This window comes from Kitasatospora gansuensis (assembly GCF_014203705.1).
Classification (GTDB): Bacteria; Actinomycetota; Actinomycetes; order Streptomycetales; family Streptomycetaceae; genus Kitasatospora; species Kitasatospora gansuensis.
Genome location: NZ_JACHJR010000001.1, coordinates 4,719,232 through 4,744,888 on the forward strand (window position 1 = coordinate 4,719,232; position 25,657 = coordinate 4,744,888).

Consider the following 25,657-nt stretch of genomic DNA (forward strand, 5'->3'; position numbering starts at 1 on the left):
CTGGGGGCGTGCTTGTTGAACTGGACGCCCCCCTCGCCCCGCTGACCACCCTCCGGCTCGGTGGTCCGGCCCGTCGGCTGGTGACCGCCGCCACGGACGAAGAGGTCATCGCGACCGTCCGGGCCGCGGACCTGGCCGCCGAACCGCTGCTGGTGATCGGCGGCGGCTCCAACCTGGTGATCGGCGACCAGGGCTTCGACGGGACGGTGCTGCGGATCGCCACCACCGGCTTCGCCCTGGACGGTGTCGACCTGGAGCTGGCCGCCGGCGAGGTCTGGTCCGACGCGGTGGCCCGGGCGGTGGACGCCGGACTGGCCGGCATCGAGTTCCTGGCCGGCATCCCCGGCTCGGCCGGCGCCACTCCGGTGCAGAACGTCGGCGCGTACGGCCAGGAGGTGGCGAGCGGGATCACCGAGGTGGTCGCCTACGACCGCCGGGCCGACGAGGTGGTCACGCTGACCAACGCGGAGTGCGGCTTCTCCTACCGGCACAGCCGCTTCAAGGCCGACCCCGAGCGGTACGTGGTGCTGCGGGTCCGCTTCCGCCTGGAGGACGCCGACGGGCAGTCCACCCCGGTCCGCTACGCGGAGGTCGCCCGCACCCTGGGCGTCGAGGCCGGGGAGCGGGTCGCCCTGCGGACCGCGTACAAGACGGTGCTCGGCCTGAGGGCGGGCAAGGGCATGGTGCTCGACCCGGCGGACCACGACACCTGGTCGGCGGGCTCCTTCTTCACCAACCCGGTGCTGACGGCCGATCAGTACGCCGACTTCCTCACCCGACTGGGGGAGCGCACGGCGCCCGCCTACCCCGCGCCGGACGGATGCACCAAGACCTCCGCCGCCTGGCTGATCGACCAGGCCGGCTTCGGCAAGGGCTACGGAACGGGCGCCGCGACCCTCTCCACCAAGCACACCCTCGCCCTCACCAACCGGGGCACCGCGAGCACGGCCGACCTGCTCGGGCTGGCCCGCGAGATCCGCGACGGCGTTCGCACGGCGTTCGGCGTCGACCTCGTCAACGAACCCGTCATGATCGGCGTCGCACTCTAGGCACACACCTTCGGCAGACAGGGGCTCGGGGAACTGCGACGGTTCGTGGCTGGCGGGTATCACTGCGAAAGTGCCTGACCATCCACACAGGTGCAACGCTCCTGAGGTCGGCGCCGCCGTTCCCCGGGCCCCTGGCGGTTCAGCCGTTGAGCCAGCCGTCGATGTCCGCCAGGAGCTGCTTGCGGACGTCCTCCGGGGCGCGGGTGGCGCGGACGGACTGCCGGGCGAGCTCGGCCAGTTCGGCGTCGCTGAAGCCGTGCACGTCGCGGACCAGCTCGTACTGCGCGGCCAGCCGGGAACCGAACAGCAGCGGGTCGTCGGCGCCGAGCGCCATCGGCACGCCCGCCTCGAACAGCTTCCGCAACGGCACCTCCTCCGCGCGCTCGTAGACCCCGAGCGAGACGTTGGAGGACGGGCAGACCTCGCAGGTGATCTGACGATCCGCCAGCCGCTGCATCAGCCGCGGGTCCTCCGCGGCCCGGACGCCGTGGCCGATCCGGCCCGCGCCGAGATCGTCCAGGCAGTCCCGGACCGACTCGGGCCCGGAGAGCTCGCCGCCGTGCGGGGCGGCCAGCAGCCCGCCGTTCCGGGCGATCGCGAAGGCGCGGTCGAAGTCCCGGGCCAGGCCCCGCCGTTCGTCGTTGGAGAGGCCGAAGCCGACCACGCCCTGATCGGCGTACCGGACCGCGAGCCGGGCCAGCGTCCGGGCGTCCATCGGGGACTTCATCCGGTTGGCCGCGACCAGCACCCGGATCCCCACGCCGGTGGCGGCGGAGGCCTCCCGGACGGCGTCCAGGATCAGCTCCAGGGCGGGGATCAGCCCGCCGAGCCGGGGCGCGTACGAGGTGGGGTCGACCTGGATCTCCAGCCAGCGGGAGCCGTCGGTGGCCTCGTCCTGGGCGGTCTCCAGCACCAGGCGCCGGATGTCGGACTCGTCCCGCAGCACCGACCGCGCGGTGTCGTACAGCCGCTGGAACCGGAACCAGCCCCGCTCGTCGGTGGCCCGCAGCTTGGGCGGCTCGCCGGAGCTGAGCGCCTCGGGCAGCCGGACCCGGTGCTTGTCGGCCAGCTCCAGCAGGGTGGCGGGCCGCATCGAACCGGTGAAGTGCAGGTGCAGGTGGGCCTTCGGCAGGCTCCGGACATCACGCTGGCGTTCCATTCACCGATACTGCCGTATCAGGGCCCCGAACGGGAACCGCCCCTTTCACATCCCTCGATGGGGTGAAAGGGGCGGCCGCCTGAAAAGCCGTCAGGCGCGGGCCTCGCCCAGCAGCTTCTGCATCCGGCCGATGCCCTCGGCCAGGTCGGCGTCGCCGAGCGCGTACGAGAGCCGCAGGTAGCCGGGAGTGCCGAAGGCCTCGCCGGGCACGACCGCGACCTCGGCCTCGTCCAGGATCAGGGTGGCCAGCTCGGCGGAGGTCGCCGGGCGCTTGCCGCGGATCTCCTTGCCCAGCAGGTCCTTGACCGCGGGGTAGACGTAGAACGCGCCCTCGGGCTCGGGGCAGAACACGCCGTCGATCTCGTTCAGCATCCGCACGATGGTCTGCCGGCGGCGGTCGAAGGCGGTCTTCATCTCGTCCACCGCGGCCAGGTCACCGGAGACGGCGGCCAGCGCGGCGCGCTGCGCCACGTTGGAGACGTTGGAGGTGGCGTGCGACTGCAGGTTGGCGGCCGCGTTCACCACGTCCTTCGGGCCGATCATCCAGCCGACCCGCCAGCCGGTCATCGCGTAGGTCTTGGCCACGCCGTTGACCACGATGCACTTGTCGGCCAGCTCGGGCAGCAGCGCGGGCAGCGAGGTGAAGGTGGCGTCGCCGTAGACCAGGTGCTCGTAGATCTCGTCGGTGAGCACCCAGAGGCCGTGCTCCAGCGCCCAGCGGCCGATCGCCTCGGCCTCGGCCTCGGTGTAGACCGAGCCGGTCGGGTTGGACGGCGAGACGAAGAGCACCACCTTGGTGTTCTCGGTGCGGGCGGCCTCCAGCTGCTCGACCGAGACCTTGTAGCCGGTGGTCTCGTCCGCGACCACCTCGACCGGGACACCGCCGGCCAGCTTCACGGCCTCCGGGTAGGTGGTCCAGTACGGCGCCGGGATGATCACCTCGTCGGCCGGGTCCAGGATCGCGGCGAAGGCCTCGTAGATGGCCTGCTTGCCACCGTTGGTGACCAGCACCTGGGAGGCGTCCACCTGGTAGCCGGAGTCGCGCAGGGTCTTCGCGGCGATCGCGGCCTTCAGCTCCGGCAGGCCGCCGGCCGGGGTGTAGCGGTGGTTCTTCGGGTCCTGGCAGGCGGCGACGGCGGCGTCGACGATGTAGCCGGGGGTCGGGAAGTCCGGCTCACCGGCGCCGAAGCCGATCACGGGGCGGCCGGCCGCCTTGAGGGCCTTCGCCTTGGCGTCCACCGCGAGGGTGGCGGACTCGGCGATGGCACCGACACGGGCGGAGACGCGGCGGTCTGCGGGGCGGGGGGTGGGAGCGCTCATGCCGCAATCGTTGCAGAGTCCTCCGTGGGCGGGTACGGCGGTTTCAGCATGCGTACGGATCCGTCCACGATCCGTACCCGTAGGTGGGCGGTCGGTGAATGGGGTTCGACCAAACGCCCAGGAACACGTACACTCACTGCTCGATGGCTCCCGAAGTGCGGCTCCACCGGTGCGTAACTCACGCAGCGACTCGGATGCGGTAGGTTGGTGGTCATCTCCGGAGCCGCAAAGCTCCGTAGGGCAATAGCTCAATTGGTAGAGCACCGGTCTCCAAAACCGGCGGTTGGGGGTTCAAGTCCCTCTTGCCCTGCTGCTTGATCCGTATCCAGCCCGTTCGCTCCACAGGAGTGAGCGGGCTTGATGCGGAGATGGCTCCATCGCACTGCATTCGCCGGATCGCCCGCACCAACGCGAAGCGACGCTCGGCAGGACCCGGATTCAGGTGAGGACGAGTGACGGAGACCACGGGCTCCACCGCAACGCCTGAGAGCGGCAACCCCGAGGGTGCCGACGGCGCGGAGACGACGAGCGCCGACGTCAACGACAAGGTGCCCTCGCGCCGCGACCGCAAGCGTGCCCAGAAGGCCGAGGGCGGTGACGGCGAGAAGAAGTCCGGCAAGCGGGCCAAGAAGAGCATCTTCGCCCGGACGGCGCTGTTCTACCGTCAGATCATTGCCGAGCTCCGCAAGGTCGTCTGGCCGACCCGCAGCGAGCTGACCCAGTACACCACCGTCGTGGTGGTCTTCGTGGTCGTGGTCATGGGCCTGGTGGCCAGCATGGACTACGGCTTCTCCAAGCTCAGCCTGTGGGTGTTCGGCTGATCGGCCGTCACCTCCCAGCTCCATCCCGACCCGGGCCGTGCAAACGGTCCGGGTCGAGCTGTCGGCGCACTCAGGGCGATCCCGCTACCGTTGACTCGGTACTGTGGAGGTATCCGAGTTGTCCCCGCAACGTGCCCGTGAGGGTGCCGGACAGTCCGGAGCCGTTCCAACTCACATCCCAGGAAAGAAGCAGCCACCGTGTCTGAGTCCCCCCTGTACGACGCCGACGAGACCGTCCGCGAGGCGGATGTCGCGGCCGAGGCTGCTGACGTCGAGGACGCCGAGCAGATCCTGGACGCGGTCGACGCCGACCAGGACGAGGTCGAGGCTGCGGACGAGGCCGAGGCGGGCGTGCCGGCCGAGCAGGACGCGGTGCACGAGCTGACCGAGGACGAGGCCTTCGCGGAGGACGAGACCGAGGACGCCGACGAGACCGAGACCGCCGAGGACGAGGACGAGGTCGAGGCGGAGGACGCCGAGGTCGAGGCCGAGGACGAGGAAGAGATCGACCCGGTCGTCGCCTTCCGGGAGCAGCTGCGCACCGCGCCGGGCGAGTGGTACGTGATCCACACCTACGCCGGCTACGAGAACCGGGTGAAGCAGAACCTGGAGCAGCGCGCCGTCTCGCTGAACGTCGAGGACTACATCTTCGAGTCCGCCGTTCCGCAGGAGGAGGTCGTCCAGATCAAGAACGGCGACCGCAAGACCGTCCGGCAGAACAAGCTCCCCGGCTACGTGCTGGTCCGGATGGACCTCACCCCCGAGTCCTGGGGCGTCGTGCGCAACACCCCGGGTGTCACCGGCTTCGTCGGCAACGCCTACGACCCGTACCCGCTGACCCTGGACGAGGTCGTCAAGATGCTCGCCCCCGACGTCGAGCGCGACGCGGCCAAGGCCGCCGGCAAGGCGTCCCCGCACCGTCCGGTCGAGGTCCAGGTGCTCGACTTCGAGGTCGGCGACTCGGTCACCGTCACCGACGGTCCGTTCGCCACCCTGCAGGCGACCATCAACGAGATCAACCCGGACTCGAAGAAGGTCAAGGGCCTGGTCGAGATCTTCGGCCGGGAGACCCCGGTCGAGCTGTCGTTCGACCAGATCCAGAAGAACTAGTTCAGAGCTTCGGGTTCGGGGGCGGGGCTTCGGCCTCGCCCCCGAACCCGTTTTGGTCCAGGCCGCATCAGCGGTTAGCCTGGTCCGATGTGTGTTCTGCCCGGCCGGGTGTCGCCCCGGCCGCGGACGCACCAGTAATCCACTCTCGGAAGGACCCGGAGAGCATGCCTCCCAAGAAGAAGAAGGTCACGGGGCTTATCAAGCTCCAGATCAAGGCCGGCGCGGCCAACCCGGCTCCGCCGGTCGGCCCCGCGCTGGGTCAGCACGGCGTCAACATCATGGAGTTCTGCAAGGCCTACAACGCTGCGACCGAGTCGCAGCGCGGCATGATCGTGCCGGTGGAGATCACGGTCTACGAGGACCGTTCCTTCACCTTCATCACGAAGACGCCGCCGGCCGCGCGCCTCATCCTGAAGGCCGCCGGCGTGGAGAAGGGCTCGGCCGAGCCGCACAAGACCAAGGTCGCGAAGCTCACCAGCGCCCAGGTCCGCGACATCGCCACCACCAAGCTCCCCGACCTGAACGCCAACGACCTGGACGCGGCGGAGAAGATCATCGCCGGCACCGCCCGGTCGATGGGCATCACCGTCGAGGGCTGAAAAGCCCCCTAGTCCACCGTGGTAGGGCCTGCGCGGCCCGTCCCACGAACTCCATTCACCTTCAGGAGAAGCAGTGAAGCGCAGCAAGGCTCTCAAGGCCGCGGACGCCAAGGTCGACCGCGCCAAGATCTACGCTCCCCTCGAGGCCATCCGCCTCGCCAAGGAGACCTCCACCGCCAAGTTCGACGCGACCGTCGAGGTTGCCATGCGCCTGGGTGTCGACCCGCGCAAGGCCGACCAGATGGTCCGCAGCACCGTGATCCTTCCGCACGGCACCGGTAAGACCGCTCGGGTCCTGGTCTTCGCGACCGGCGAGCGTGCCGAGGCCGCGCGTGCTGCGGGCGCCGACATCGTGGGCTCGGACGAGCTCATCGACGAGGTCGCCAAGGGCCGCCTGGACTTCGACGCCGTCGTCGCCACCCCGGACCTCATGGGCAAGGTCGGCCGCCTCGGCCGCGTGCTCGGCCCGCGTGGTCTGATGCCGAACCCGAAGACCGGCACCGTCACCCCCGATGTCGCCAAGGCTGTCAACGACATCAAGGGCGGCAAGATCGAGTTCCGCGTCGACAAGCACTCGAACCTGCACTTCATCATCGGTAAGGCCTCCTTCACCGACGAGCAGCTGGTCGAGAACTACGGCGCCGCGCTGGACGAGGTCCTCCGGGCCAAGCCGTCCGCCGCCAAGGGCCGTTACATCAAGAAGACCGCGGTCTCCACCACGATCGGCCCCGGCATCCAGGTCGACCCGAACCGCACCCGGAACCTCCTCGTCGAGGAGGACCCGGCCGCCGTCTGAGCCTTCGAGCTGCAGCGGTAACCGCGTTCAACGGGCCCGCACTCCCCTTCGAGGGGGGTGCGGGCCCGTCGCCGTATGTACATCAATTAGAGTCCGCATGCCGAGATCCGAACGACGAGGGGGAGACTTCCATGCGGGACCTGCGGACCATTGCCGTCACGGCACTGCTGGTGGGCGGCCTGACCGCCTGCGGTTCGAGCGGATCGGGAACGGGCGAGGCGGCCAAGCCCCCGGTGACGGCCACCCCGTCGGCCGGCGCGACGGACTCCGGTACGGCGGCGCCCCAGCCGGGCGCCTCCTCCTCGGCCGCCGCCACCCCCGCCGCGGGCCAGGCCCCGGCGCCCACCGGGGCGCCGAAGGACGTCCTGCTGGCGGCCGCCGCGGTGATGGCCAAGGCGGGCAACGCCGGCCTGGTGGTCAGCACCGGGGGAGCGGACACCGGCAGCGGCCCGCTGCGCTGGGGCCAGCCGGCCGCCGCCGACCTGACCTTCAAGGTCGACGGGCAGGACGGCAAGCTGCGCTCGGCCGCCGGGGTCAGCTACGTCGGCGCCTCGCCGGACACCTCCGCGCTGGCCGGCGGCCGGCACTGGATGAAGGTGAACGCCGCGGCGCCCGCCAACGGCGCGGGCCTGTCGGCCGGCGGCGAGGACGCCCGGACGCTGGCCATCCTGATGAAGGCCCTCGACCCGGCGGTGCCGCTGGCGGTCGGCGCGGCCAGCGCCGGGCTGGCCAAGGTCGGGGTCGAGCAGGTGAACGGCGCCGAGGCGGTGCACTTCCGCACCACCGGGGTGGCCCAGGCGCTGGTCGGCGCGATGGCCGGGCTGACGGAGGACCAGAAGGGGCAGGCGCTGGCCGAGCTGGGCAAGGGCGGCGGCGCGCTGGACCTGTGGATCAACGGCCGGAACGAGCTGGTCCAGCTCCGCAGCGCGGACCTCACCCCGACCCGGGCCGGCGACATGACGGTCCGTTACACCGAGCTCGGCAAGGCCCCCGAGGTGGCCGCCCCGCCCGCCGCGGATGTGTTCGAGGTCGCAGATCTGCTCAAGGGCTTCGGCGGCTGAGCTCCGCATGACAGGGTGGCGGAGGGAGCGACGGCGGCAGGGGGACAGGGTGACGGCAGGTCAGCGGTCGGCGGCCGCGGCGATCGCCGTGCTGCTGCTCACGGGCGTGGCGGGCTGCGGCAGCGGGTCGGAGCCCCGGCCCACCCCGACCCCGACCCCCAGCGCCACACCGACCGGCCTGCCCAGCCCCACCGACCGGTCGCCGCAGGGCGTGCTGCTCTCCGCCCAGCTGGCGATGAGCACCGCCCGCCGGGCCGAGTTCAGCTACCGGCTCGCCGGTGACCAGGCCGGCGGAGTGCTGTTCTGGGCGCCGAAGACGGTGCTGAAGGTCAAGTACCCGGACACCGCCGAGCAGCTGATCGTGCTGGACACCACCGCCTACCGGGGCGGCGACCCGGCCACCGCCGAGCGCACCGGCGGCCGGCACTGGGAGAAGTTCACCGCGCCGGGCGGCCAGCGGGAGATCCCGTACGCCGGGCTGGTCGACCGGATCAACCCGATGGTGGCGCTGACCGCCGCGGTCGCCGCCGAGAGCCCGCAGCTGGTCGGCGAGGAGGAGCTGGGCGAGGCCACCGTCCAGCACTACCGGGTGACCGTCGGGGTGGACCGGTACGTGGTGGCGCAGACCCAGCTGTCCGCCACCCGGCAGCAGGCCCTGCAGGCCGCGCTCGGCGCTGGCGGGGTGCACCAGCTCACCCTGGACCTGTGGCTGAACGACAAGGACCAGCTGGTCCAGCTCCGCCGCAGCGGTGGGGGCGGCCCCGACGACACGGTGACCTACAAGGGCTTCGGTGGCCCGCTCTCGGTGCAGGCCCCGGCCGAGAGCGACACCGTGGACACGGCCGGCCGGAGTCTGCCGCCGCTCGCCTCCTGACGGATTTGGCCGATTCGCACCGGGTCGAGTACGGTGGGGGCTGCCAAAGACCGCTGGTTGTCGGCTGCGCCCGTGAGGGTGCTGACGGCCGAAGGTTCCGCGATTCGTCGCGGACAGCCTGCGCAGGAGTGTTTGGAGCTTGGACTTCCGGTCCGTGCGGCTTGCCGCCTGGATCGTTGAGGTCATTCAGAGCCCCGTGCGCCTGCGCACCGGGGCTCTCACTGTTTCTGCAGAGCTTCCTGGCCGGTGGTTTGAGGCGTTGGATGGTCGACTGTTCGAAGGTCGGCCTGACTTCGACATCACGGAAGGAGGCGTAAGCCTATGGCAAGGCCCGACAAGGCTGCTGCCGTCGCCGAGCTCACGGACAAGTTCCGTGCCTCGAACGCGACGCTGCTCACCGAGTACCGCGGTCTCACGGTGAAGCAGGTCAAGACCCTGCGTCGCTCGCTGGGGGACAACGCCCAGTACGCCGTGGTGAAGAACACGCTGACCAAGATTGCGGCCAATGAGGCCGGGATCTCCGAGCTGGACGACCTGTTCTCGGGTCCGACGGCTGTTGCCTTCGTCACCGGTGACCCGGTGGAGTCGGCGAAGGCTCTGCGTGACTTCGCCAAGGACAACCCCGCACTCATCATCAAGGGCGGTGTCCTTGACGGTAAGGCGCTGTCCGCCGATGACATCAAGAAGCTCGCGGACCTCGAGTCCCGCGAGGTGCTGCTCGCCAAGTTCGCGGGTGCCATGAAGGCCAAGCAGTCCCAGGCTGTTGCGCTCTTCCAGGCTCTCCCGTCGAAGCTCGTCCGCACCGTGGACGCGCTTCGCGACAAGGTCGAGCAGGGCGGTGCCGGTGCGCCGGCTCCCGCCGCCGAGGACGAGGCCGCCGAATAATTCGGCAGGCTCACGCCTCGCTGCGGGCCAGTGCCCGCCCAATCCGTACATCCGGCACCTACCTGCCGATTTAGTGGAAGGACGCCAATCATGGCGAAGCTGACCCAGGACGAGCTGCTCGCGCAGTTCGAGGAGCTCACCCTCATCGAGCTCGCTGCCTTCGTGAAGGCCTTCGAGGAGAAGTTCGACGTCACCGCGGCCGCCGCCGTCGTCGCCGGCCCGGCCGGCCCGGCCGTCGTCGCCGAGGCCGCTGAGGAGCAGGACGAGTTCGACGTCATCCTCGACTCGGCCGGCGACAAGAAGATCCAGGTCATCAAGGAGGTGCGCGCCCTCACCTCCCTCGGCCTGAAGGAGGCGAAGGACCTCGTTGACGGCACCCCCGCCACCGTCCTGGAGAAGGTTGCCAAGGACGCTGCCGAGAAGGCCAAGGCCCAGCTCGAGGGCGCCGGCGCCAAGGTCACCGTCAAGTGACCCAGTGCCCCCTCTGAGGGGGCGCGAGGCCGGGCCGATCACCCTTGCGGGTGGTCGGCCCGGCCTTTTTGCGTACCCGGGCCGGGGCCCGGACCACCCGTACGCCGCGCCAGGTCCACCCGGTCGGCGGACGGGCGTCACCGGCCTGGCCGACTGTGTACTCGGCCACTGTCGGCCGCTCCCGGTAAGGTGAGCGCAGTCACGGGGGAGGCTCCCACCACGGGTTCTGTAACGCGGTGGCCTGCCCGGACGATGAACGGTTCGAGGTCCGCACTCCGGTGAGGGCCTTGACGAACTCCAGCGGGCGCGCGATTCTCAAGGCGCGCCCCATGGGAGGCGAGTCCAACCGGTCGATGTGGTTCCGGATGCATATTCGGCGGCCCCGACGGGAACTGACTCTTCGTGAGGTGCGGTGGCTCGGAGCGTCCGAGCCGCGGCGGAGCGGTATGAGGGGAGTCTCCGATTCGGTCTCCGAATCAGAGCTTGTCAGCAGTGTGCCTTTTGGCTACACTGTCCCTTTGCGCTGCCTGTTAGCTGCTCCGTGACTCGTCGCCCGGAGTGTGCGTTGCCCTGAGTGGGCCTGGCACCGCCTCCGCAAAGCGGCTCTGACCTGGGGTTCGAACCCCGGCTGAGACCCACGGCGCCGGGGGTGGGGTCAGCCCGTCGAGGCCGGCCGGTATGCGCGCAGTGAGCTCCGAGCCCTCGGAAGGACCCCCCTCTTGGCCGCGCCGCGCAACGCCTCGAACAACGCCAATTCCACCGCCCCGCTCCGCGTTTCCTTCGCGAAGATCAAGGAGCCCCTCGAGGTCCCGAACCTCCTGGCCCTGCAGACCGAGAGCTTTGACTGGCTCCTCGGCAATGCGGCCTGGAAGTCTCGCGTCGAGGCGGCCCTGGAGAGCGGTCAGGACGTCCCCACCAAGTCCGGTCTGGAGGAGATCTTCGAAGAGATCTCCCCGATCGAGGACTTCAGTGGGTCGATGTCGCTGACCTTCCGCGATCACCGATTCGAGCCGCCGAAGAACTCGATCGACGAGTGCAAGGACCGCGACTTCACCTTCGCGGCCCCGCTCTTCGTCACGGCCGAGTTCACCAACAACGAGACCGGTGAGATCAAGTCTCAGACGGTCTTCATGGGCGACTTCCCGCTCATGACCCACAAGGGCACCTTCGTGATCAACGGCACCGAGCGTGTCGTGGTCTCGCAGCTGGTTCGTTCGCCGGGCGTGTACTTCGACTCCACCCTGGACAAGGTGTCCGACAAGGACATCTACTCCTGCAAGGTCATCCCCTCGCGTGGTGCCTGGCTGGAGATGGAGATCGACAAGCGCGACATGGTCGGTGTCCGCATCGACCGCAAGCGCAAGCAGTCGGTCACCGTGCTGCTGAAGGCCCTCGGCTGGACCAACGAGATGATTCTCGAGGAGTTCGGCGAGTACGAGTCGATGCGCGCCACCCTGGAGAAGGACCACACCCAGGGCCAGGACGACGCGCTGCTCGACATCTACCGCAAGCTGCGCCCGGGCGAGCCGCCGACCCGCGAGGCCGCGCAGACGCTTCTGGAGAACCTCTACTTCAACCCGAAGCGCTACGACCTCGCCAAGGTCGGCCGTTACAAGGTCAACCGCAAGCTGGGCAACGCCGAGTCGCTGGACTCCGGCGTGCTCACCGAGCCCGACATCATCGGTGCGATCAAGTACCTGGTGAAGCTGCACGCCGGTGAGACCGACTGGCGTGACGACGAGGGCCGCGACATCGTCGTGGAGGTCGATGACATCGACCACTTCGGCAACCGTCGTCTGCGCAACGTCGGCGAGCTGATCCAGAACCAGGTCCGTACGGGTCTCGCCCGTATGGAGCGCGTCGTGCGTGAGCGCATGACCACCCAGGACGTCGAGGCGATCACGCCGCAGACCCTGATCAACATCCGGCCGGTCGTCGCCTCCATCAAGGAGTTCTTCGGCACCAGCCAGCTGTCGCAGTTCATGGACCAGACGAACCCGCTCTCGGGTCTGACCCACAAGCGTCGTCTGTCCGCGCTCGGCCCCGGTGGTCTGTCCCGTGAGCGGGCCGGCTTCGAGGTCCGTGACGTGCACCCCTCGCACTACGGCCGCATGTGTCCGATCGAGACCCCCGAAGGCCCGAACATCGGTCTGATCGGCTCGCTCGCGTCCTACGGCCGGGTGAACGCCTTCGGCTTCATCGAGACCCCGTACCGGAAGGTCATCGACGGTGTCGTGACCGAGGCGGTCGACTACCTCACGGCTGACGAGGAGGACCGCTACGTCATCGCGCAGGCCAACGCCCCGCTGACCGACGAGCTGACCTTCGCCGAGCCGCGTGTCCTGGTCCGCCGCCGTGGTGGCGAGATCGACTACATCCCGGGCACCGAGATCGACTACATGGACGTCTCGCCGCGCCAGATGGTGTCGGTCGCGACCGCCATGATCCCGTTCCTCGAGCACGACGACGCCAACCGCGCGCTCATGGGCTCGAACATGATGCGCCAGGCCGTTCCGCTGCTCCGCAGCGAGGCGCCCGTGGTCGGTACCGGCATGGAGTACCGCTGCGCGGTCGACGCCGCCGACGTGATCGTGGCCGAGAAGGCGGGTGTCGTCCAGGAGGTCTCGGCCGACTACGTCACCGTGGCCAACGACGACGGCACGTACACCACGTACCGCGCCGCCAAGTTCACCCGCTCCAACCAGGGCACCGCCTTCAACCAGAAGGTGCTCGTGGACGAGGGCGCCCGGGTCGAGCTCAACCAGGTGCTGGCCGACGGCCCGTGCACCGACCAGGGTGAGATGGCGCTCGGCAAGAACCTGCTCGTGGCGTTCATGTCCTGGGAGGGTCACAACTACGAGGACGCGATCATCCTGTCGCAGCGCCTCGTGCAGGACGACGTCCTCTCCTCGATCCACATCGAGGAGCACGAGGTCGACGCCCGTGACACCAAGCTGGGCCCCGAGGAGATCACCCGGGACATCCCGAACGTCTCCGAGGAGGTCCTCGCCGACCTCGACGAGCGCGGCATCATCCGGATCGGTGCGGACGTCGTCACCGGCGACATCCTGGTCGGCAAGGTCACGCCCAAGGGTGAGACCGAGCTGACCCCGGAGGAGCGCCTGCTCCGCGCGATCTTCGGCGAGAAGGCCCGTGAGGTCCGCGACACCTCGCTGAAGGTGCCGCACGGTGAGTCCGGCAAGGTCATCGGCGTCCGCGTCTTCGACCGCGAAGAGGGCGACGAGCTGCCCCCGGGCGTGAACCAGCTGGTCCGCGTCTACGTGGCGCAGAAGCGCAAGATCACCAACGGTGACAAGCTGGCCGGCCGTCACGGCAACAAGGGTGTCATCTCCAAGATCCTCCCCGTCGAGGACATGCCGTTCCTCGAGGACGGCACCCCGGTCGACATCATCCTCAACCCGCTGGGTGTCCCGTCCCGAATGAACCCGGGCCAGGTCCTGGAGATCCACCTCGGGTGGCTCGCCAAGCAGGGCTGGGACGTCTCCGGTCTCGCCGAGGAGTGGGCCCAGCGCCTGCAGGCGATCGGCGCCGACAAGGTCGAGGGCGGCACCAACCTCGCCACCCCGGTCTTCGACGGCGCCCGCGAGGACGAGATCACCGGCCTGCTGGACCACACCACCCTCACCCGTGACGGTGAGCGCCTGGTGAACTCCACCGGTAAGGCCCGGCTGTACGACGGCCGCTCCGGCGAGCCGTTCCCGATGCCGGTCTCGGTCGGCTACATGTACATCCTCAAGCTGCACCACCTGGTCGACGACAAGCTGCACGCCCGTTCGACCGGTCCGTACTCGATGATCACCCAGCAGCCGCTCGGTGGTAAGGCGCAGTTCGGTGGTCAGCGATTCGGTGAGATGGAGGTGTGGGCCCTCGAGGCGTACGGCGCGGCCTACGCACTGCAGGAACTCCTCACCATCAAGTCCGACGACGTCCTGGGCCGCGTGAAGGTCTACGAGGCGATCGTCAAGGGCGAGAACATCCCCGAGCCGGGCATTCCCGAGTCCTTCAAGGTACTCATCAAGGAAATGCAGTCGCTCTGCCTCAACGTGGAGGTGCTGTCCTCGGACGGCCAGTCCATCGAGATGCGGGACTCCGACGAGGATGTCTTCCGTGCCGCCGAGGAGCTCGGCATTGACCTGTCCCGGCGCGAGCCGAGCAGCGTCGAAGAGGTCTGACGGAGGTTGGGCCGGCCACCCCGTGTGGCCGGCCCGCCCCCAGGCCCCCTCAGACCAGATGAACACCTTTCGACTTACGAAAGAGGGCTTGACGACCAGTGCTTGACGTCAACTTCTTCGACGAGCTCCGCATCGGCCTCGCGACCGCCGACGACATCCGCCAGTGGTCCCACGGCGAGGTCAAGAAGCCGGAGACCATCAACTACCGCACCCTGAAGCCGGAAAAGGACGGGCTCTTCTGCGAGAAGATCTTCGGCCCCACCCGGGACTGGGAGTGCTACTGCGGCAAGTACAAGCGCGTCCGCTTCAAGGGCATCATCTGTGAGCGCTGTGGCGTCGAGGTCACTCGCGCCAAGGTGCGTCGTGAGCGGATGGGCCACATCGAGCTGGCCGCGCCGGTCACCCACATCTGGTACTTCAAGGGTGTCCCCAGCCGCCTCGGCTACCTGCTCGACCTGGCGCCGAAGGACCTCGAGAAGGTCATCTACTTCGCCGCCTACATGATCACCTGGGTGGACGACGAGCGTCGCCAGCGCGACCTCCCGTCCCTGGAGGCGCACGTCTCGGTCGAGCGTCAGCAGATCGAGAACCGCCGCGACTCCGACCTCGAGGCCCGTGCCAAGAAGGCCGAGACCGACCTGGCCGAGCTCGAGGCCGAGGGCGCCAAGGCCGACGTGCGCCGCAAGGTGCGCGAGGGTGCCGAGCGTGAGATGAAGCAGCTGCGCGACCGTGCGCAGCGCGAGCTGGACCGTCTGGACGAGGTCTGGGCCCGCTTCAAGAACCTCAAGGTCCAGGACCTCGAGGGCGACGAGCTGCTCTACCGCGAGCTGCGCGACCGCTTCGGCACGTACTTCTCCGGCTCGATGGGCGCCGCGGCGCTCAAGGACCGCCTGGAGACGTTCGACCTCGCCGAGGAGTCCGAGCGCCTGCGCGAGATCATCCGGACCGGCAAGGGCCAGAAGAAGACCCGGGCGCTCAAGCGCCTCAAGGTCGTCTCCGCCTTCCTGCAGACCACCAACAAGCCCAACGGCATGGTGCTGGACTGCGTCCCGGTCATCCCGCCGGACCTTCGCCCGATGGTGCAGCTGGACGGTGGCCGCTTCGCGACCTCCGACCTGAACGACCTGTACCGCCGCGTGATCAACCGCAACAACCGTCTGAAGCGTCTGCTCGACCTCGGTGCCCCCGAGATCATCGTGAACAACGAGAAGCGGATGCTCCAGGAGGCGGTCGACGCCCTCTTCGACAACGGCCGTCGTGGTCGCCCGGTCACGGGCCCCGGCAACCGTCCGCTGAAGTCCCTCAGCGACATGCTGAAGGGCAAGCAGGGTCGTTTCCGCCAGAACCTGCTCGGCAAGCGAGTCGACTACTCGGCCCGTTCGGTCATCGTCGTCGGCCCGCAGCTGAAGCTGCACCAGTGTGGTCTGCCGAAGGCCATGGCGCTGGAGCTCTTCAAGCCGTTCGTGATGAAGCGCCTGGTGGACCTCAACCACGCGCAGAACATCAAGTCGGCGAAGCGCATGGTCGAGCGCGCCCGCCCGGTGGTCTGGGACGTCCTCGAAGAGGTCATCGCCGAGCACCCGGTGCTGCTGAACCGTGCACCCACCCTGCACCGCCTCGGCATCCAGGCCTTCGAGCCCCAGCTGGTCGAGGGCAAGGCCATCCAGATCCACCCGCTCGTCTGTACCGCGTTCAACGCGGACTTCGACGGTGACCAGATGGCCGTCCACCTGCCGCTCTCCGCGGAGGCGCAGGCCGAGGCCCGCATCCTGATGCTGTCCTCGAACAACATCCTGAAGCCGGCCGACGGTCGCCCCGTCACCATGCCGACCCAGGACATGGTGCTCGGTCTGTTCTTCCTGACCTCGGACCGGGAGAAGGTGAAGGGCGGTGGCCGTTCCTTCACCTCCGCCGCCGAGGCCGTGATGGCCTTCGACGCCAAGCAGATCGACGTCCAGGCCGTGATCGACATCCGCCTGCCGATCGGCACCGTCCCGCCCCGTGGCTGGACCCCGCCGGTCGACGAGGACGGTCAGTCGACCTGGTTCGAGGGCGAGTCCTTCCGCCTGAAGACCACCCTGGGCCGCGCGCTCTTCAACGAGCTGCTGCCCGAGGACTACCCGTTCGTCGACTACGAGGTGGGCAAGAAGCAGCTCTCCGCGATCGTCAACGACCTGGCCGAGCGGTACCCCAAGGTCGTCGTGGCGGCGACCCTGGACAACCTGAAGGCGGCCGGTTTCCACTGGGCCACCCGCTCGGGTGTCACGGTGTCGATCTCCGACGTCGTGGTGCCGCCGAACAAGCCGCAGATCCTCGAGGGCTACGAGGCCCAGGCCGAGAAGGTGCAGCGTCAGTACGAGCGCGGCCTGATCACCAACGAGGAGCGCAAGAGCGAGCTCATCGGCATCTGGACCCGGGCGACCAACGAGGTCGCCGAGGCGATGAACGCCAACTTCGAGAAGACGAACCCCATCTTCATGATGGTGGACTCGGGCGCTCGAGGAAACATGATGCAGATGCGTCAGATCGCCGGTATGCGTGGTCTGGTGTCGAACGCAAAGAACGAGACCATCCCGCGGCCGATTAAGGCGTCGTTCCGTGAGGGCCTCACCGTTCTTGAGTACTTCATCTCCACCCACGGTGCCCGTAAGGGTCTGGCCGACACCGCGCTGCGTACCGCCGACTCCGGTTACCTGACTCGTCGTCTGGTCGACGTCTCCCAGGACGTCATCATCCGCGAGGAGGACTGCGGCACCGAGCGTGGCCTCAAGCTGGCGATCGGCGTGGTCGAGAACGGCGTCCTGCGCAAGACGGACGACGTCGAGACCAGCGTCTACGCCCGCATGCTGGCCGAGGACATCACGGTGGACGGCAAGCTTCTTGCCACCGCCAACACCGACCTCGGTGACGTCCTGATCGACGAGCTGATCCGCCACGGCATCAGCGAGGTCAAGACCCGCTCGATCCTGACCTGTGAGTCGGCAGTCGGCACCTGTGCCTTCTGCTACGGCCGTTCGCTGGCCACCGGCAAGCTGGTCGACATCGGTGAGGCGGTCGGCATCATCGCCGCCCAGTCCATCGGTGAGCCCGGTACCCAGCTGACGATGCGTACCTTCCACACCGGTGGTGTGGCCGGTGACGACATCACGCAGGGTCTGCCTCGTGTCGTCGAGCTCTTCGAGGCCCGTACCCCCAAGGGTGTGGCCCCGGTCTCGGAGGCCCAGGGCCGGGTCCGGATCGAGGACACCGAGAAGACCCGCAAGCTCGTCGTCACCCCCGACGACGGCAGCGACGAGATCGCCTACCCGATCTCCAAGCGCATCAAGCTGCTGGTCTCCGAGGGCGAGGCGGTCGCGGTCGGCCAGAAGCTGACCGCCGGCACGATGAACCCGCACGACGTCCTGCGGATCATGGGTCAGCGCGCCGTCCAGATCCACCTGGTGGCCGAGGTCCAGAAGGTCTACAACTCGCAGGGTGTGTCGATCCACGACAAGCACATCGAGATCATCATCCGGCAGATGCTCCGCCGCGTGACGATCATCGAGTCGGGCGACGCCGAGCTGCTCCCGGGCGAGCTCGTCGAGCGCGGCCGCTTCGAGACCGAGAACCGTCGCGTGGTCTCCGAGGGCGGTCACCCCGCCTCCGGCCGTCCGCAGCTGATGGGTATCACCAAGGCCTCGCTGGCGACCGAGTCCTGGCTGTCGGCCGCCTCCTTCCAGGAGACGACCCGAGTGCTGACCGACGCGGCGATCCACGCCAAGTCGGACCCGCTCCTTGGCCTCAAGGAGAACGTCATCCTCGGTAAGCTCATCCCGGCCGGTACGGGTCTCCCCCGCTACCGCAACATCCGGGTCGAGCCGACCGAGGAGGCCAAGGCCGCGATGTACTCGGCCGTCGGCTACGACGACTACGACCTGTCGCCCTTCAGCGCCGGCTCCGGCCAGGCAGTGCCGCTGGACGACTACGACTACGGCCCGTACACCGGCTGAGTCACGGTCACCTGATCGCAGGGCGGTCACCCCACACGGGGTGGCCGCCCTGCGGCGTTTCCTCCCCGGGCTCCCTCGGGCGGGGGAGGGGCCAGGACCGCTCCGGGGAGGGATCCGTGGGCGGGGGGTGGGGCGGCAGGATTCTCGGGGTCAGCAGGTGTGCAGCGAGGGGAGCTTGTCGTGAAGCGGGTACTGGCGGGGTTCGGGGTGGCGGTGGCCGTGGTGGCGGGGGTCACCGGGTGTGCGGCGCAGGAGGAGCGGGAGGTCGCGTACGGGGTGACCGAGGCGGTGCGGGTGCTGGTGGTGGACGGCGGGACCGGGGACGTCGAGGTGGTCGGGGAAGGCTCGGAGGTGCGGGTGACGGAGCATCAGTCGTACCGGGGGACGGCGCCGGAGGCGAAGCACCAGGTGGCGGACGGGACGCTGACGCTGTCGTACCGGTGCCCGGAGGACGACTGTGCGGTGGGCTACCGGGTGCGGGTGCCGGCCGGGACGGTGGTGAAGGTGAAGGCGGGGACCGGGAGCGTACGGCTGACGGGTCTGACCGCCGAGGTGGAGGCGTCGGCCGGGACCGGCACGATCACGGCGGAGCGGCTGGGCGGGCAGAAGGTGCAGCTGACCGCGGGGACGGGGGACGTGAAGGCGGGCTTCGCGGTGGCCCCGGCCGACGTCCGGGTGAAGGCGGGGACGGGCAGCGTGCGGGTGACGGTGCCGAAGGGCGAGGAGTACGCGGTGGAGGCGGCCACCGGCACCGGCAGCGTGGACGTCCAGGTGCCGGTGCGGACCGTGTCGGAGCGGAGGATCGTGGCCCGGGCGGCGACCGGTGACGTCACGGTCAGTGGTGGCTGATCGGGGCCCGGTGCGGCATGATCGACTTCACGGGGGTGGGACGGACGTGGAGCGGATGTCGCGGTGGCAGGCCCGGGCGGCCGGCCTGGGGGAGCGGGTGCAGGCGCGGTTCGCCGGGGTGAACCCGTACGTGCTGGACGTGCTGCTGGCGCTGGCCGCGATGGCGGTCTCGCTCTGGACGGTCTGGCACGACGAACCGGCGTGGTCCTGGTGGGTGTACGTGCTCGCGGTCGCCACGGCGCTGCCGCTGCCGTGGCGGCGGAAGGTGCCGTTCACGGTGTTCTGCCTCAGTGCGCTGCCCTCGCTGGCGATCGGGCTGTGGGCCCACTCGGCGATGCCGCAACTGCCGCTGGGCATGGTGGTGGTGATCTACACGGTGGCGGACTTCGGCCGGGAGTGGCAGCGCTGGCTGACCCTGGTCGCGCTGATCGTCGGCAACGTGCTCGGCACCCACTCGGTGAACGGGATGCTGTTCAGTCTGCTCAGCTCGGTCGGCCCGTTCGTCTTCGGCTCGCTGGTACGGGAGTTGCGCCGGCTGGCCCGGGTGGAGGCGGGCCGGGCGACCGAGGCGGGCCGCCGGGCGGCGGCCGACGCGGCGCGCGCGGTGGCGGAGGAGCGGGCCCGGATCGCCCGGGAGATGCACGACATCCTGGCGCACGCGGTCTCGTTGATGGTGATCCAGGCCGAGGCCGGCCCGGTGGTGGTCCGCAGCGATCCGGACCGGGCGATCCGCACCTTCGACACCATCGCCGACTCCGGACGCGACGCGATGGTCCAACTCCGGCGGGTGCTGGGTGTGTTGAAGGAGCAGGGGGCGGGCCCCGAGCTGGCCCCGCAGCCGACCCTGGCCGAGCTGCCGGCGGTGGTGGAGCGGGTGCGCGAGGCCGGGCTGCGGGTGGAGCTGACGGTGCAGGAGCTGGGCCCGGCCGACGTCCAGGCGGCCGCGTACCGGATCGTGCAGGAGGCGCTCACCAACACGGTGAAGCACTCCGGCGCCGACCGGGTCGTGGTGCGGGTGGCGAAGGTGCGGGAGGCGTTGGAGGTCGTGGTCGAGGACAACGGCGCGGGTGTGCCGGTCGCGGTGACGGGGGCCTGGTCCGGTGGCCGCGGTCTGGTCGGCATCCGGGAGCGGGCCGCCGCCTGCGGTGGCCGGGCGGAGGCCGGGCCGGGTCCCGGTGGCCGCGGTTTCGTGGTCACGGCCACGCTGCCATGGGGAAGTTGAGAGGGAGCGCATGACGATTCGGGTGGTGGTCGCGGACGACCAGGAGCTGGTCAGGGCCGGGTTCGGGATGATCCTGGACGCGCAGCCGGACATCGAGGTGGTGGCCGAGGCGGCGAACGGCGCCGAGGCGGTCGAGGCCGTCCGGGAACACGCCCCGGACGTCCTGCTGCTGGACGTCCGGATGCCCGTGATGGACGGCCTGGAGGCGGCCCGCCGGGTCTGCGCGGACCACCCGGACACCAAGGTGATCATGCTGACCACCTTCGACGTGGACGACTATGTCTACGACGCGCTGTACGCGGGCGCGAGCGGCTTCCTGCTCAAGGACGTCCGCCGGGACGATCTCGCCCACGGGGTACGGATGGTGGCCTCCGGGGAGGCGCTGCTGGCGCCCTCGGTGACCCGTCGGTTGATCGCCGAGTTCGCCGCCCGCAAGAGCACCGGCCCGCAGGCGGTGCGGGCGCCGTCCCGGCTGCTGGAGCAGCTCACCGGCCGGGAGGCGGAGACCCTGCGGCTGCTGGCCAGGGGGCACTCCAACGCGGAGATCGCGGCCGAACTGGTGGTCAGCGAGCACACCGTGAAGACGCACGTCTCCAACGTGCTGGCCAAGCTCCGGCTCCGGGACCGGGTGCACGCGGTGGTGTTCGCGTACGAGTCCGGCGCGGTGGTGGCCGGCGAGGACTGAGTCCCGTAGGGGTTCAGCCCTGACAGGTCCCTTCCCCCGCACGGGGGAGGGGACCTTTTCGCCGGTACGGGCGATCCGGACGGAGGGCGGCCGGAGCAGGATTCGGGTGTCGAACCGAGCTGCTCCGAAAGGGACTTGAGATGAAGAAGTACCAGCCCGCCCTGGCCGCCCCGCTGCTGATCGGCCTCTACGGCGCGATCCGGCTGCTGCCCGGCAGCAAGGAGCCCGCCGAGGGCTGGCTGCTCGGGCACGCCGCCCTGCTGGCCGGGCTGCTGCTGTTCGTCCCGGTGCTGCTGGAGCTGCGCCGCCGGGCGGCCTCGCGGCTGCTGGGCACGGTCGCGCTGGTGGTGGCGGGCACCGGGCTCGCGGCCTCGGTGGGGCAGACGCTGATCGACCTCTGGGTGGGCGTGGTCGCGGTGGACAAGGCCGACCAGCAGCGGCTGTTCGGGGACATCCAGGACGTGCCCGGGGTGCTGCCGGTCTTCTACACGGCGCTGCCGACCCTGTTCTACCTCGGCCTGCTGGTGCTGCTGTGCGCGGCGTTCCGGCAGATCCCGCTGTGGAGCCCGCTGCTGGTGCTGGCCGCCACCGTGCTGATGGCGACGAACCTGGACCTGATGACGCCGGGCGCGCTGCTCTTCGCCCTGGCGCTCCGTCCGCTGACCGTCCCGGCGGCCGCTCCGGCCCGGGCGGTGACGCCTCGACGGATCGTCAGCCCGCGCTGAGCGGCGCCGCGTCGACCAACGCCGCGTTGAGCAGTGCCGCCGCGAGCGCGGCGGCACTGTCGGCGCTCTCGGCCGGGGGCCGGTCCACCGGGGCGGGAGCCCGTTCGACGGTGACCGTCCCGCCGGGCGTCTCGGGTACGGGGGCGTAGCCCGCCTGCCGGAGCGTGGCCAGGGTGGTGTCGGCGTCGGCCGTGGCGGTCAGCACAGTGGGGGCGATCCGGCGCAGTCCGAGGCCGAACAGCGCCCGGGCGTGGGCGAGTTCGAGCACCAGGGCCTCGTCGTCCGAGCGCAGCACGCAGCCGACCCGGGCCACGGTGACCCGGCCGTGGGTGCGGGCGGTGTCCTCGACCAGGTACGCCAGGGGCTGCGGCAGTTCGCCCGCCGCGCGCAGCCGCCGCAGCAGCTCGGTGGCGTCCAGGCCGGTGTCGAGGGCGCGGCGGACGGCGGCGGGGGTGAAGCGCCAGACGGTGGCGTGGCCGTCGGACTCCCGGTCGGCGGTGCAGTCCAGCAGCCGGGCCAGCTCCGGGGTGGGTGGTCCGGTGACCACGGCGGTCAGGTCGGCCTGGAATCGGGCGGTGCCGACCGGCGGCGGCATCAACTCGGCCAGTGCGTCCCGGAGTTGGCGACTGGGCGGCACGGCCGGGAAGCAGTGCGCGGCCCCGGCGTCGAGCAGCTCGCGTACGGCGCGTCCCACGGGGGTGGGCACGCCGTGCGCGAGCACCCCGAGCAGTTCGGCCTCGGCCAGGGTGGCGGTGGCGGCGGCCGGATCCGCCGCGGCGCCGAGTGGACGGTGCCAGGCCGCCGTGGCGAGCAGGTCCGCCGTCGGTGGCAGGCCGTGGCCGGGCGGGAGGTCGGCGAGCGCGTGCAGCAGGGCTTGGCGCAGCGGTACGGCGGTCGGGTCGTTCGGGGTGGACAGCACGGCCGCGGCGGTACTGAACACCGCCGGGGTGACCGCCCAGGCGGCCAGCAGCGGCGCGAGCCGTTCGGCGGGCGGCGTGGCCAGCCAGTCGTCGTACCGGGCGGTGGGCAGCAGCCGGAGCGGCGCGGGGGAGGGAGCGAGCAGCCCGGCGTTGGCGGCCAGGTCCAGCCAGAGGGCCGCGTGCGGCTCGGTGAGCCCGGCCGCCTTGGCGAGCTGCCGGACCTCCCGGACGGTGGGCCCGCCGGCCCGGCGGAGCGCGGGCGGCCGCGCGGCGGTGGCCCGCAGCAGCAGCTCGACCCGGGCGGCGGCCTCGGTGACGGCGGCCTGCGCGGCCCCGGCGGCGTGGGCGGGCAGCGGGGTGGCCGGCAGTCGCGGCGGGTCCGGCGTGAAGTCCAGGGAGCGGTACGGGGGTTGCTGGTGCAGTGCGGCCGGGACGGTGAGCAGGTCACCGTGCGGGGGCAGCAGCAGGGCGCGTTCGGCCAGCCCGGTCAGCAGGGGAGCGGCCCGGTCGCCGAGCAGCTCCAGCAGCTCGGCCCGGGGGACCGGGCGGGACGAGGGGTCGAGGGCGGGCCCGGCGGCGCCGGAGATCCGGCGCCCGGCGAACCCGGCCGGGGCGTTCAGGGCGGCCGCCGGGGCGGGCCCGTACCGGCGCTCCGCCAGCACGGCCACGGCGGACAGCACCTGCAGCTCGGCCAGGTTCAGCGTGGTCAGCGCGAGCCGGACGGACGGGTTGCCGAGCAGGAAGGCCGCCAGCCGGGCGGGTTCGGCCAGCCCCGGCACGCCCGCGTACGGCAGCTGCCGCCGCTCCAGCAGGACGGTCAGCTGCTCGGCGGTCCGGCTGGTCAGCCAACGGGTCAGGTCCTCGGCGCTGCTCACCGCCCCACGGTACGGGAATTGACTGGCCCGGCCGCGGCGCGGGCCGTAGCGTCGGTGCGCATGAACGCCAAGCGACCGCTGATCGCCGTCCTGACCGGAGCCGGGGTGTCCACCGACTCGGGGATCCCCGACTACCGGGGCCCGAAGGGCCTCTGGCAGCGCGATCCGAGCGCGCAGGAGCTGGTCACCATCGGCCCGTACCTGGCCGACCCGGAGGTGCGGCGGCGGGCCTGGCTGATGCGCCGGGACGCGGGGGCGCTGGCCGCCGAGCCGAACGCGGCGCACCGCGCGCTGGTCGAGCTGGAGCGGGCCGGGTTCCCGGTCCGGGTGCTCACCCAGAACGTGGACGGGCTGCACCAGGCGGCCGGCCAGTCACCCCGCAAGGTGCTCGAACTGCACGGCACCGCCCGGCAGGTGGAGTGTGTGCGGTGCCACCGGCGGACGGAGATGAGCGCCGCCCTGGCCCGGGTCGAGGCGGGTGAGCCCGACCCGCCGTGCCTGGACTGCGGGGCCGTCCTCAAGCCCGCGACGGTGATGTTCGGCGAGCAGCTGGACCGGTCGGTGATCTCGCAGGCCGAGGCCATCGCCGCCAACTGCGACCACTTCCTCGCGGTCGGCACCAGCCTCCAGGTGCACCCGGCGGCCGGGCTGGTCGAGGTCGCGGTCGAGCACGGCGCCCGACTGACCGTCATGAACGGCGAGCCGACCCCGTACGACCCGCTCGCCGACGAGCTGATCCGCGAGCCGATCGGCACCGCCCTGCCCGCCCTGGTGGCCCGGCTGCTGGTCGGTTGACCGGCTGCGTACGATGGCGCTCCCGACGAGCTGGGAGTGGACGATGACCGAGTACGACCCGTGGTCGCCGGAGTTCGTGGCGCATCCGTACGGAGCCTACGAGCGGCTGCGGAAGGAGGCGCCGGTCAGCTTCCACGAGCCGACCGGGCAGTGGCTGGTGGCGCGGTACGCCGACGTCAGCGCGCTGCTGAGGGACCGTCGGCTGGGCCGCACGTACACCCACCGGTTCAGTCACCAGGAGTTCGGCCGGCCGGAGCCCGATCCGGCGTACGAGCCGTTCAACACCCTCAACGAGCAGGGGCTGCTCGACCTGGAGGGGGCGGACCACGGGCGGATCAGGCGGCTGGTGTCGAAGGCGTTCACGCCCAGGACGGTCGAGGAGCTGCGGCCCACGGTGGCCCGGCTGGCCGGGGAGCTGGTGGACGGGCTGGTCCGGGACGGCGGCGGCGACCTGATCACCGCCGTGGCCGAGCCACTGCCGGTCGCGGTGATCGCCGAGCTGCTCGGGGTGCCCGAGGCGGACCGGGGGCTGCTGCGCCCCTGGTCGGCCGACATCACCGCGATGTTCGAGCTCAACCCGGCGCCCGAGGTGGCCCGGCGGGCGGTGGCAGCCAGCGTCGAGTTCTCCGACTACCTGCGGGAGTTGATCCGGCAGCGGCGGGCCGAGCCCGGCACCGACCTGATCAGCGGGCTGGTCCGGGCGGCGGACGGCGACGACGCGCTGACCGAGCAGGAGATGGTCTCCACCTGCGTGCTGCTGCTCAACGCGGGCCACGAGGCGACCGTGAACACCACCGGCAACGGCTGGTGGTCGCTGTTCCGGAACGAGGGCGAACTCGCCCGGCTGCGCGGCTCGGTGGACGAGTTGCTGCCCACCGCCGTCGAGGAGCTGATGCGCTACGACACCCCGCTGCAGATGTTCGAGCGCTGGGTGCTGGACGACATCGAGGTCGGCGGGGTGACCGTCCCGCGCGGCGCCGAGGTGGCCCTGCTGTTCGGCTCGGCCAACCGCGACCCCGAGCGCTTCACCGACCCCGACCGGCTGGACGTCGGCCGGGTCGACAACCCGCACATCACCTTCGGCGCGGGAATTCACTTCTGCCTGGGCGCCCCGCTCGCCAGACTGGAGCTCATCGAGTCGTACGGGGCGCTGCTGCGGCGGGCGCCCGGGCTGCGGCTGGTCCGCGAGCCGAACTGGCAGCCGGGGTACGTGATCCGGGGGCTGACGGAGCTGGTGGTCGAGGTCTGAGGAGACGGTC

The 25,657-nt window shown here is 70.6% G+C and carries 20 protein-coding genes and 1 tRNA gene; 18 read left to right on the plus strand and 3 right to left on the minus strand.

Annotation, left to right across the window (positions count from 1 at the left end; genetic code table 11):
- Window positions 1-8: 8 nt before the first annotated feature.
- Window positions 9-1,049, plus strand: a complete 1,041-nt coding sequence (locus tag F4556_RS21105; RefSeq protein ID WP_184918493.1) for a UDP-N-acetylmuramate dehydrogenase — start codon at window positions 9-11, stop codon at window positions 1,047-1,049.
- Window positions 1,050-1,188: 139 nt separating this feature from the next.
- Here F4556_RS21105 and F4556_RS21110 read toward each other — a convergent pair whose 3' ends face one another.
- Window positions 1,189-2,208, minus strand: coding sequence for an adenosine deaminase (locus F4556_RS21110; RefSeq protein WP_184918495.1), 1,020 nt, complete (start codon window positions 2,206-2,208; stop codon window positions 1,189-1,191).
- A 90-nt stretch (window positions 2,209-2,298) separates the two neighbouring features.
- Window positions 2,299-3,528: a pyridoxal phosphate-dependent aminotransferase gene (locus F4556_RS21115; RefSeq protein WP_184918497.1), complete on the minus strand. Its 1,230-nt coding sequence runs from the start codon at window positions 3,526-3,528 to the stop codon at window positions 2,299-2,301.
- Between the two features lie 237 nt (window positions 3,529-3,765).
- Between F4556_RS21115 and F4556_RS21120 the strand changes: the two genes are divergently transcribed.
- The 15 genes from F4556_RS21120 (at window position 3,766) to F4556_RS21190 (ending at window position 21,808) form a co-directional block, all read left to right on the plus strand.
- A tRNA-Trp gene (locus tag F4556_RS21120) sits at window positions 3,766-3,838 on the plus strand.
- Window positions 3,839-3,980: 142 nt separating this feature from the next.
- The gene (gene secE / locus F4556_RS37605) at window positions 3,981-4,349 is read left to right on the plus strand and encodes a preprotein translocase subunit SecE (RefSeq protein WP_184918499.1); all 369 of its coding nucleotides are present in this window, start codon (window positions 3,981-3,983) and stop codon (window positions 4,347-4,349) included.
- Between the two features lie 198 nt (window positions 4,350-4,547).
- Window positions 4,548-5,459, plus strand: a complete 912-nt coding sequence (nusG, locus tag F4556_RS21130; RefSeq protein ID WP_184918501.1) for a transcription termination/antitermination protein NusG — start codon at window positions 4,548-4,550, stop codon at window positions 5,457-5,459.
- Window positions 5,460-5,623: 164 nt separating this feature from the next.
- Window positions 5,624-6,058 carry a 50S ribosomal protein L11 gene (gene rplK / locus F4556_RS21135; RefSeq protein ID WP_184918503.1) on the plus strand — a complete coding sequence of 145 codons (435 nt, stop codon included), beginning with the start codon at window positions 5,624-5,626 and terminating at the stop codon, window positions 6,056-6,058.
- A gap of 73 nt (window positions 6,059-6,131) precedes the next feature.
- The gene (gene rplA / locus F4556_RS21140) at window positions 6,132-6,854 is read left to right on the plus strand and encodes a 50S ribosomal protein L1 (protein ID WP_184918505.1); all 723 of its coding nucleotides are present in this window, start codon (window positions 6,132-6,134) and stop codon (window positions 6,852-6,854) included.
- Between the two features lie 131 nt (window positions 6,855-6,985).
- Window positions 6,986-7,915 carry an SCO4651 family lipoprotein gene (locus F4556_RS21145; protein WP_184918507.1) on the plus strand — a complete coding sequence of 310 codons (930 nt, stop codon included), beginning with the start codon at window positions 6,986-6,988 and terminating at the stop codon, window positions 7,913-7,915.
- A 49-nt stretch (window positions 7,916-7,964) separates the two neighbouring features.
- Window positions 7,965-8,789: an SCO4651 family lipoprotein gene (locus F4556_RS21150; RefSeq protein WP_184918509.1), complete on the plus strand. Its 825-nt coding sequence runs from the start codon at window positions 7,965-7,967 to the stop codon at window positions 8,787-8,789.
- Between the two features lie 321 nt (window positions 8,790-9,110).
- Window positions 9,111-9,674 carry a 50S ribosomal protein L10 gene (gene rplJ / locus F4556_RS21155; protein ID WP_184918511.1) on the plus strand — a complete coding sequence of 188 codons (564 nt, stop codon included), beginning with the start codon at window positions 9,111-9,113 and terminating at the stop codon, window positions 9,672-9,674.
- A 90-nt stretch (window positions 9,675-9,764) separates the two neighbouring features.
- Window positions 9,765-10,145, plus strand: a complete 381-nt coding sequence (gene rplL / locus F4556_RS21160; protein WP_184918513.1) for a 50S ribosomal protein L7/L12 — start codon at window positions 9,765-9,767, stop codon at window positions 10,143-10,145.
- Between the two features lie 719 nt (window positions 10,146-10,864).
- Window positions 10,865-14,338 (plus strand): DNA-directed RNA polymerase subunit beta, encoded by a 3,474-nt coding sequence (rpoB, locus tag F4556_RS21165; protein ID WP_184918515.1) that lies wholly within the window; start codon window positions 10,865-10,867, stop codon window positions 14,336-14,338.
- 98 nt (window positions 14,339-14,436) lie between these two features.
- Window positions 14,437-18,327: a DNA-directed RNA polymerase subunit beta' gene (locus F4556_RS21170; protein ID WP_184918517.1), complete on the plus strand. Its 3,891-nt coding sequence runs from the start codon at window positions 14,437-14,439 to the stop codon at window positions 18,325-18,327.
- 180 nt (window positions 18,328-18,507) lie between these two features.
- Window positions 18,508-19,176, plus strand: coding sequence for a DUF4097 family beta strand repeat-containing protein (locus tag F4556_RS39505; RefSeq protein WP_184918519.1), 669 nt, complete (start codon window positions 18,508-18,510; stop codon window positions 19,174-19,176).
- Between the two features lie 55 nt (window positions 19,177-19,231).
- Window positions 19,232-20,398 carry a sensor histidine kinase gene (locus F4556_RS21180; RefSeq protein ID WP_184918521.1) on the plus strand — a complete coding sequence of 389 codons (1,167 nt, stop codon included), beginning with the start codon at window positions 19,232-19,234 and terminating at the stop codon, window positions 20,396-20,398.
- Window positions 20,399-20,408: 10 nt separating this feature from the next.
- Complete coding sequence (locus F4556_RS21185) at window positions 20,409-21,083, plus strand: response regulator (RefSeq protein ID WP_184918523.1); 675 nt, start codon at window positions 20,409-20,411, stop codon at window positions 21,081-21,083.
- 140 nt (window positions 21,084-21,223) lie between these two features.
- Window positions 21,224-21,808 carry a hypothetical protein gene (locus tag F4556_RS21190; RefSeq protein WP_184918525.1) on the plus strand — a complete coding sequence of 195 codons (585 nt, stop codon included), beginning with the start codon at window positions 21,224-21,226 and terminating at the stop codon, window positions 21,806-21,808.
- Here the strand turns inward: F4556_RS21190 and F4556_RS39510 are convergent.
- Window positions 21,795-23,603 (minus strand): helicase-associated domain-containing protein, encoded by a 1,809-nt coding sequence (locus F4556_RS39510; protein ID WP_184918527.1) that lies wholly within the window; start codon window positions 23,601-23,603, stop codon window positions 21,795-21,797. The genes F4556_RS21190 and F4556_RS39510 overlap by 14 nt on opposite strands.
- A 60-nt stretch (window positions 23,604-23,663) precedes the next feature.
- Between F4556_RS39510 and F4556_RS21200 the strand changes: the two genes are divergently transcribed.
- Together F4556_RS21200 and F4556_RS21205 are read left to right on the plus strand one after the other, a co-directional pair.
- A complete protein-coding gene (locus tag F4556_RS21200) occupies window positions 23,664-24,398 on the plus strand; it encodes an SIR2 family NAD-dependent protein deacylase (protein ID WP_184918529.1) in 735 nt (244 codons plus the stop codon).
- Window positions 24,399-24,441: 43 nt separating this feature from the next.
- Complete coding sequence (locus tag F4556_RS21205; RefSeq protein WP_184918531.1) at window positions 24,442-25,647, plus strand: cytochrome P450; 1,206 nt, start codon at window positions 24,442-24,444, stop codon at window positions 25,645-25,647.
- The last annotated feature ends 10 nt before the right edge of the window (window positions 25,648-25,657 follow it).

Bases quoted from the DNA above. Each gene is read 5' to 3' on its own strand.
- rplL (WP_184918513.1), top strand. From the start codon at position 9,765: ATGGCGAAGCTGACCCAGGACGAGCTGCTCGCGCAGTTCGAGGAGCTC.
- F4556_RS21180 (WP_184918521.1), top strand. From the start codon at position 19,232: ATGTCGCGGTGGCAGGCCCGGGCGGCCGGCCTGGGGGAGCGGGTGCAG.
- rplJ (WP_184918511.1), top strand. From the start codon at position 9,111: ATGGCAAGGCCCGACAAGGCTGCTGCCGTCGCCGAGCTCACGGACAAG.
- F4556_RS21110 (WP_184918495.1), bottom strand. From the start codon at position 2,208: ATGGAACGCCAGCGTGATGTCCGGAGCCTGCCGAAGGCCCACCTGCAC.
- F4556_RS21145 (WP_184918507.1), top strand. From the start codon at position 6,986: ATGCGGGACCTGCGGACCATTGCCGTCACGGCACTGCTGGTGGGCGGC.
- F4556_RS21115 (WP_184918497.1), bottom strand. From the start codon at position 3,528: ATGAGCGCTCCCACCCCCCGCCCCGCAGACCGCCGCGTCTCCGCCCGT.
- F4556_RS21190 (WP_184918525.1), top strand. From the start codon at position 21,224: ATGAAGAAGTACCAGCCCGCCCTGGCCGCCCCGCTGCTGATCGGCCTC.
- F4556_RS21200 (WP_184918529.1), top strand. From the start codon at position 23,664: ATGAACGCCAAGCGACCGCTGATCGCCGTCCTGACCGGAGCCGGGGTG.
- rplK (WP_184918503.1), top strand. From the start codon at position 5,624: ATGCCTCCCAAGAAGAAGAAGGTCACGGGGCTTATCAAGCTCCAGATC.
- F4556_RS21185 (WP_184918523.1), top strand. From the start codon at position 20,409: ATGACGATTCGGGTGGTGGTCGCGGACGACCAGGAGCTGGTCAGGGCC.
- F4556_RS21205 (WP_184918531.1), top strand. From the start codon at position 24,442: ATGACCGAGTACGACCCGTGGTCGCCGGAGTTCGTGGCGCATCCGTAC.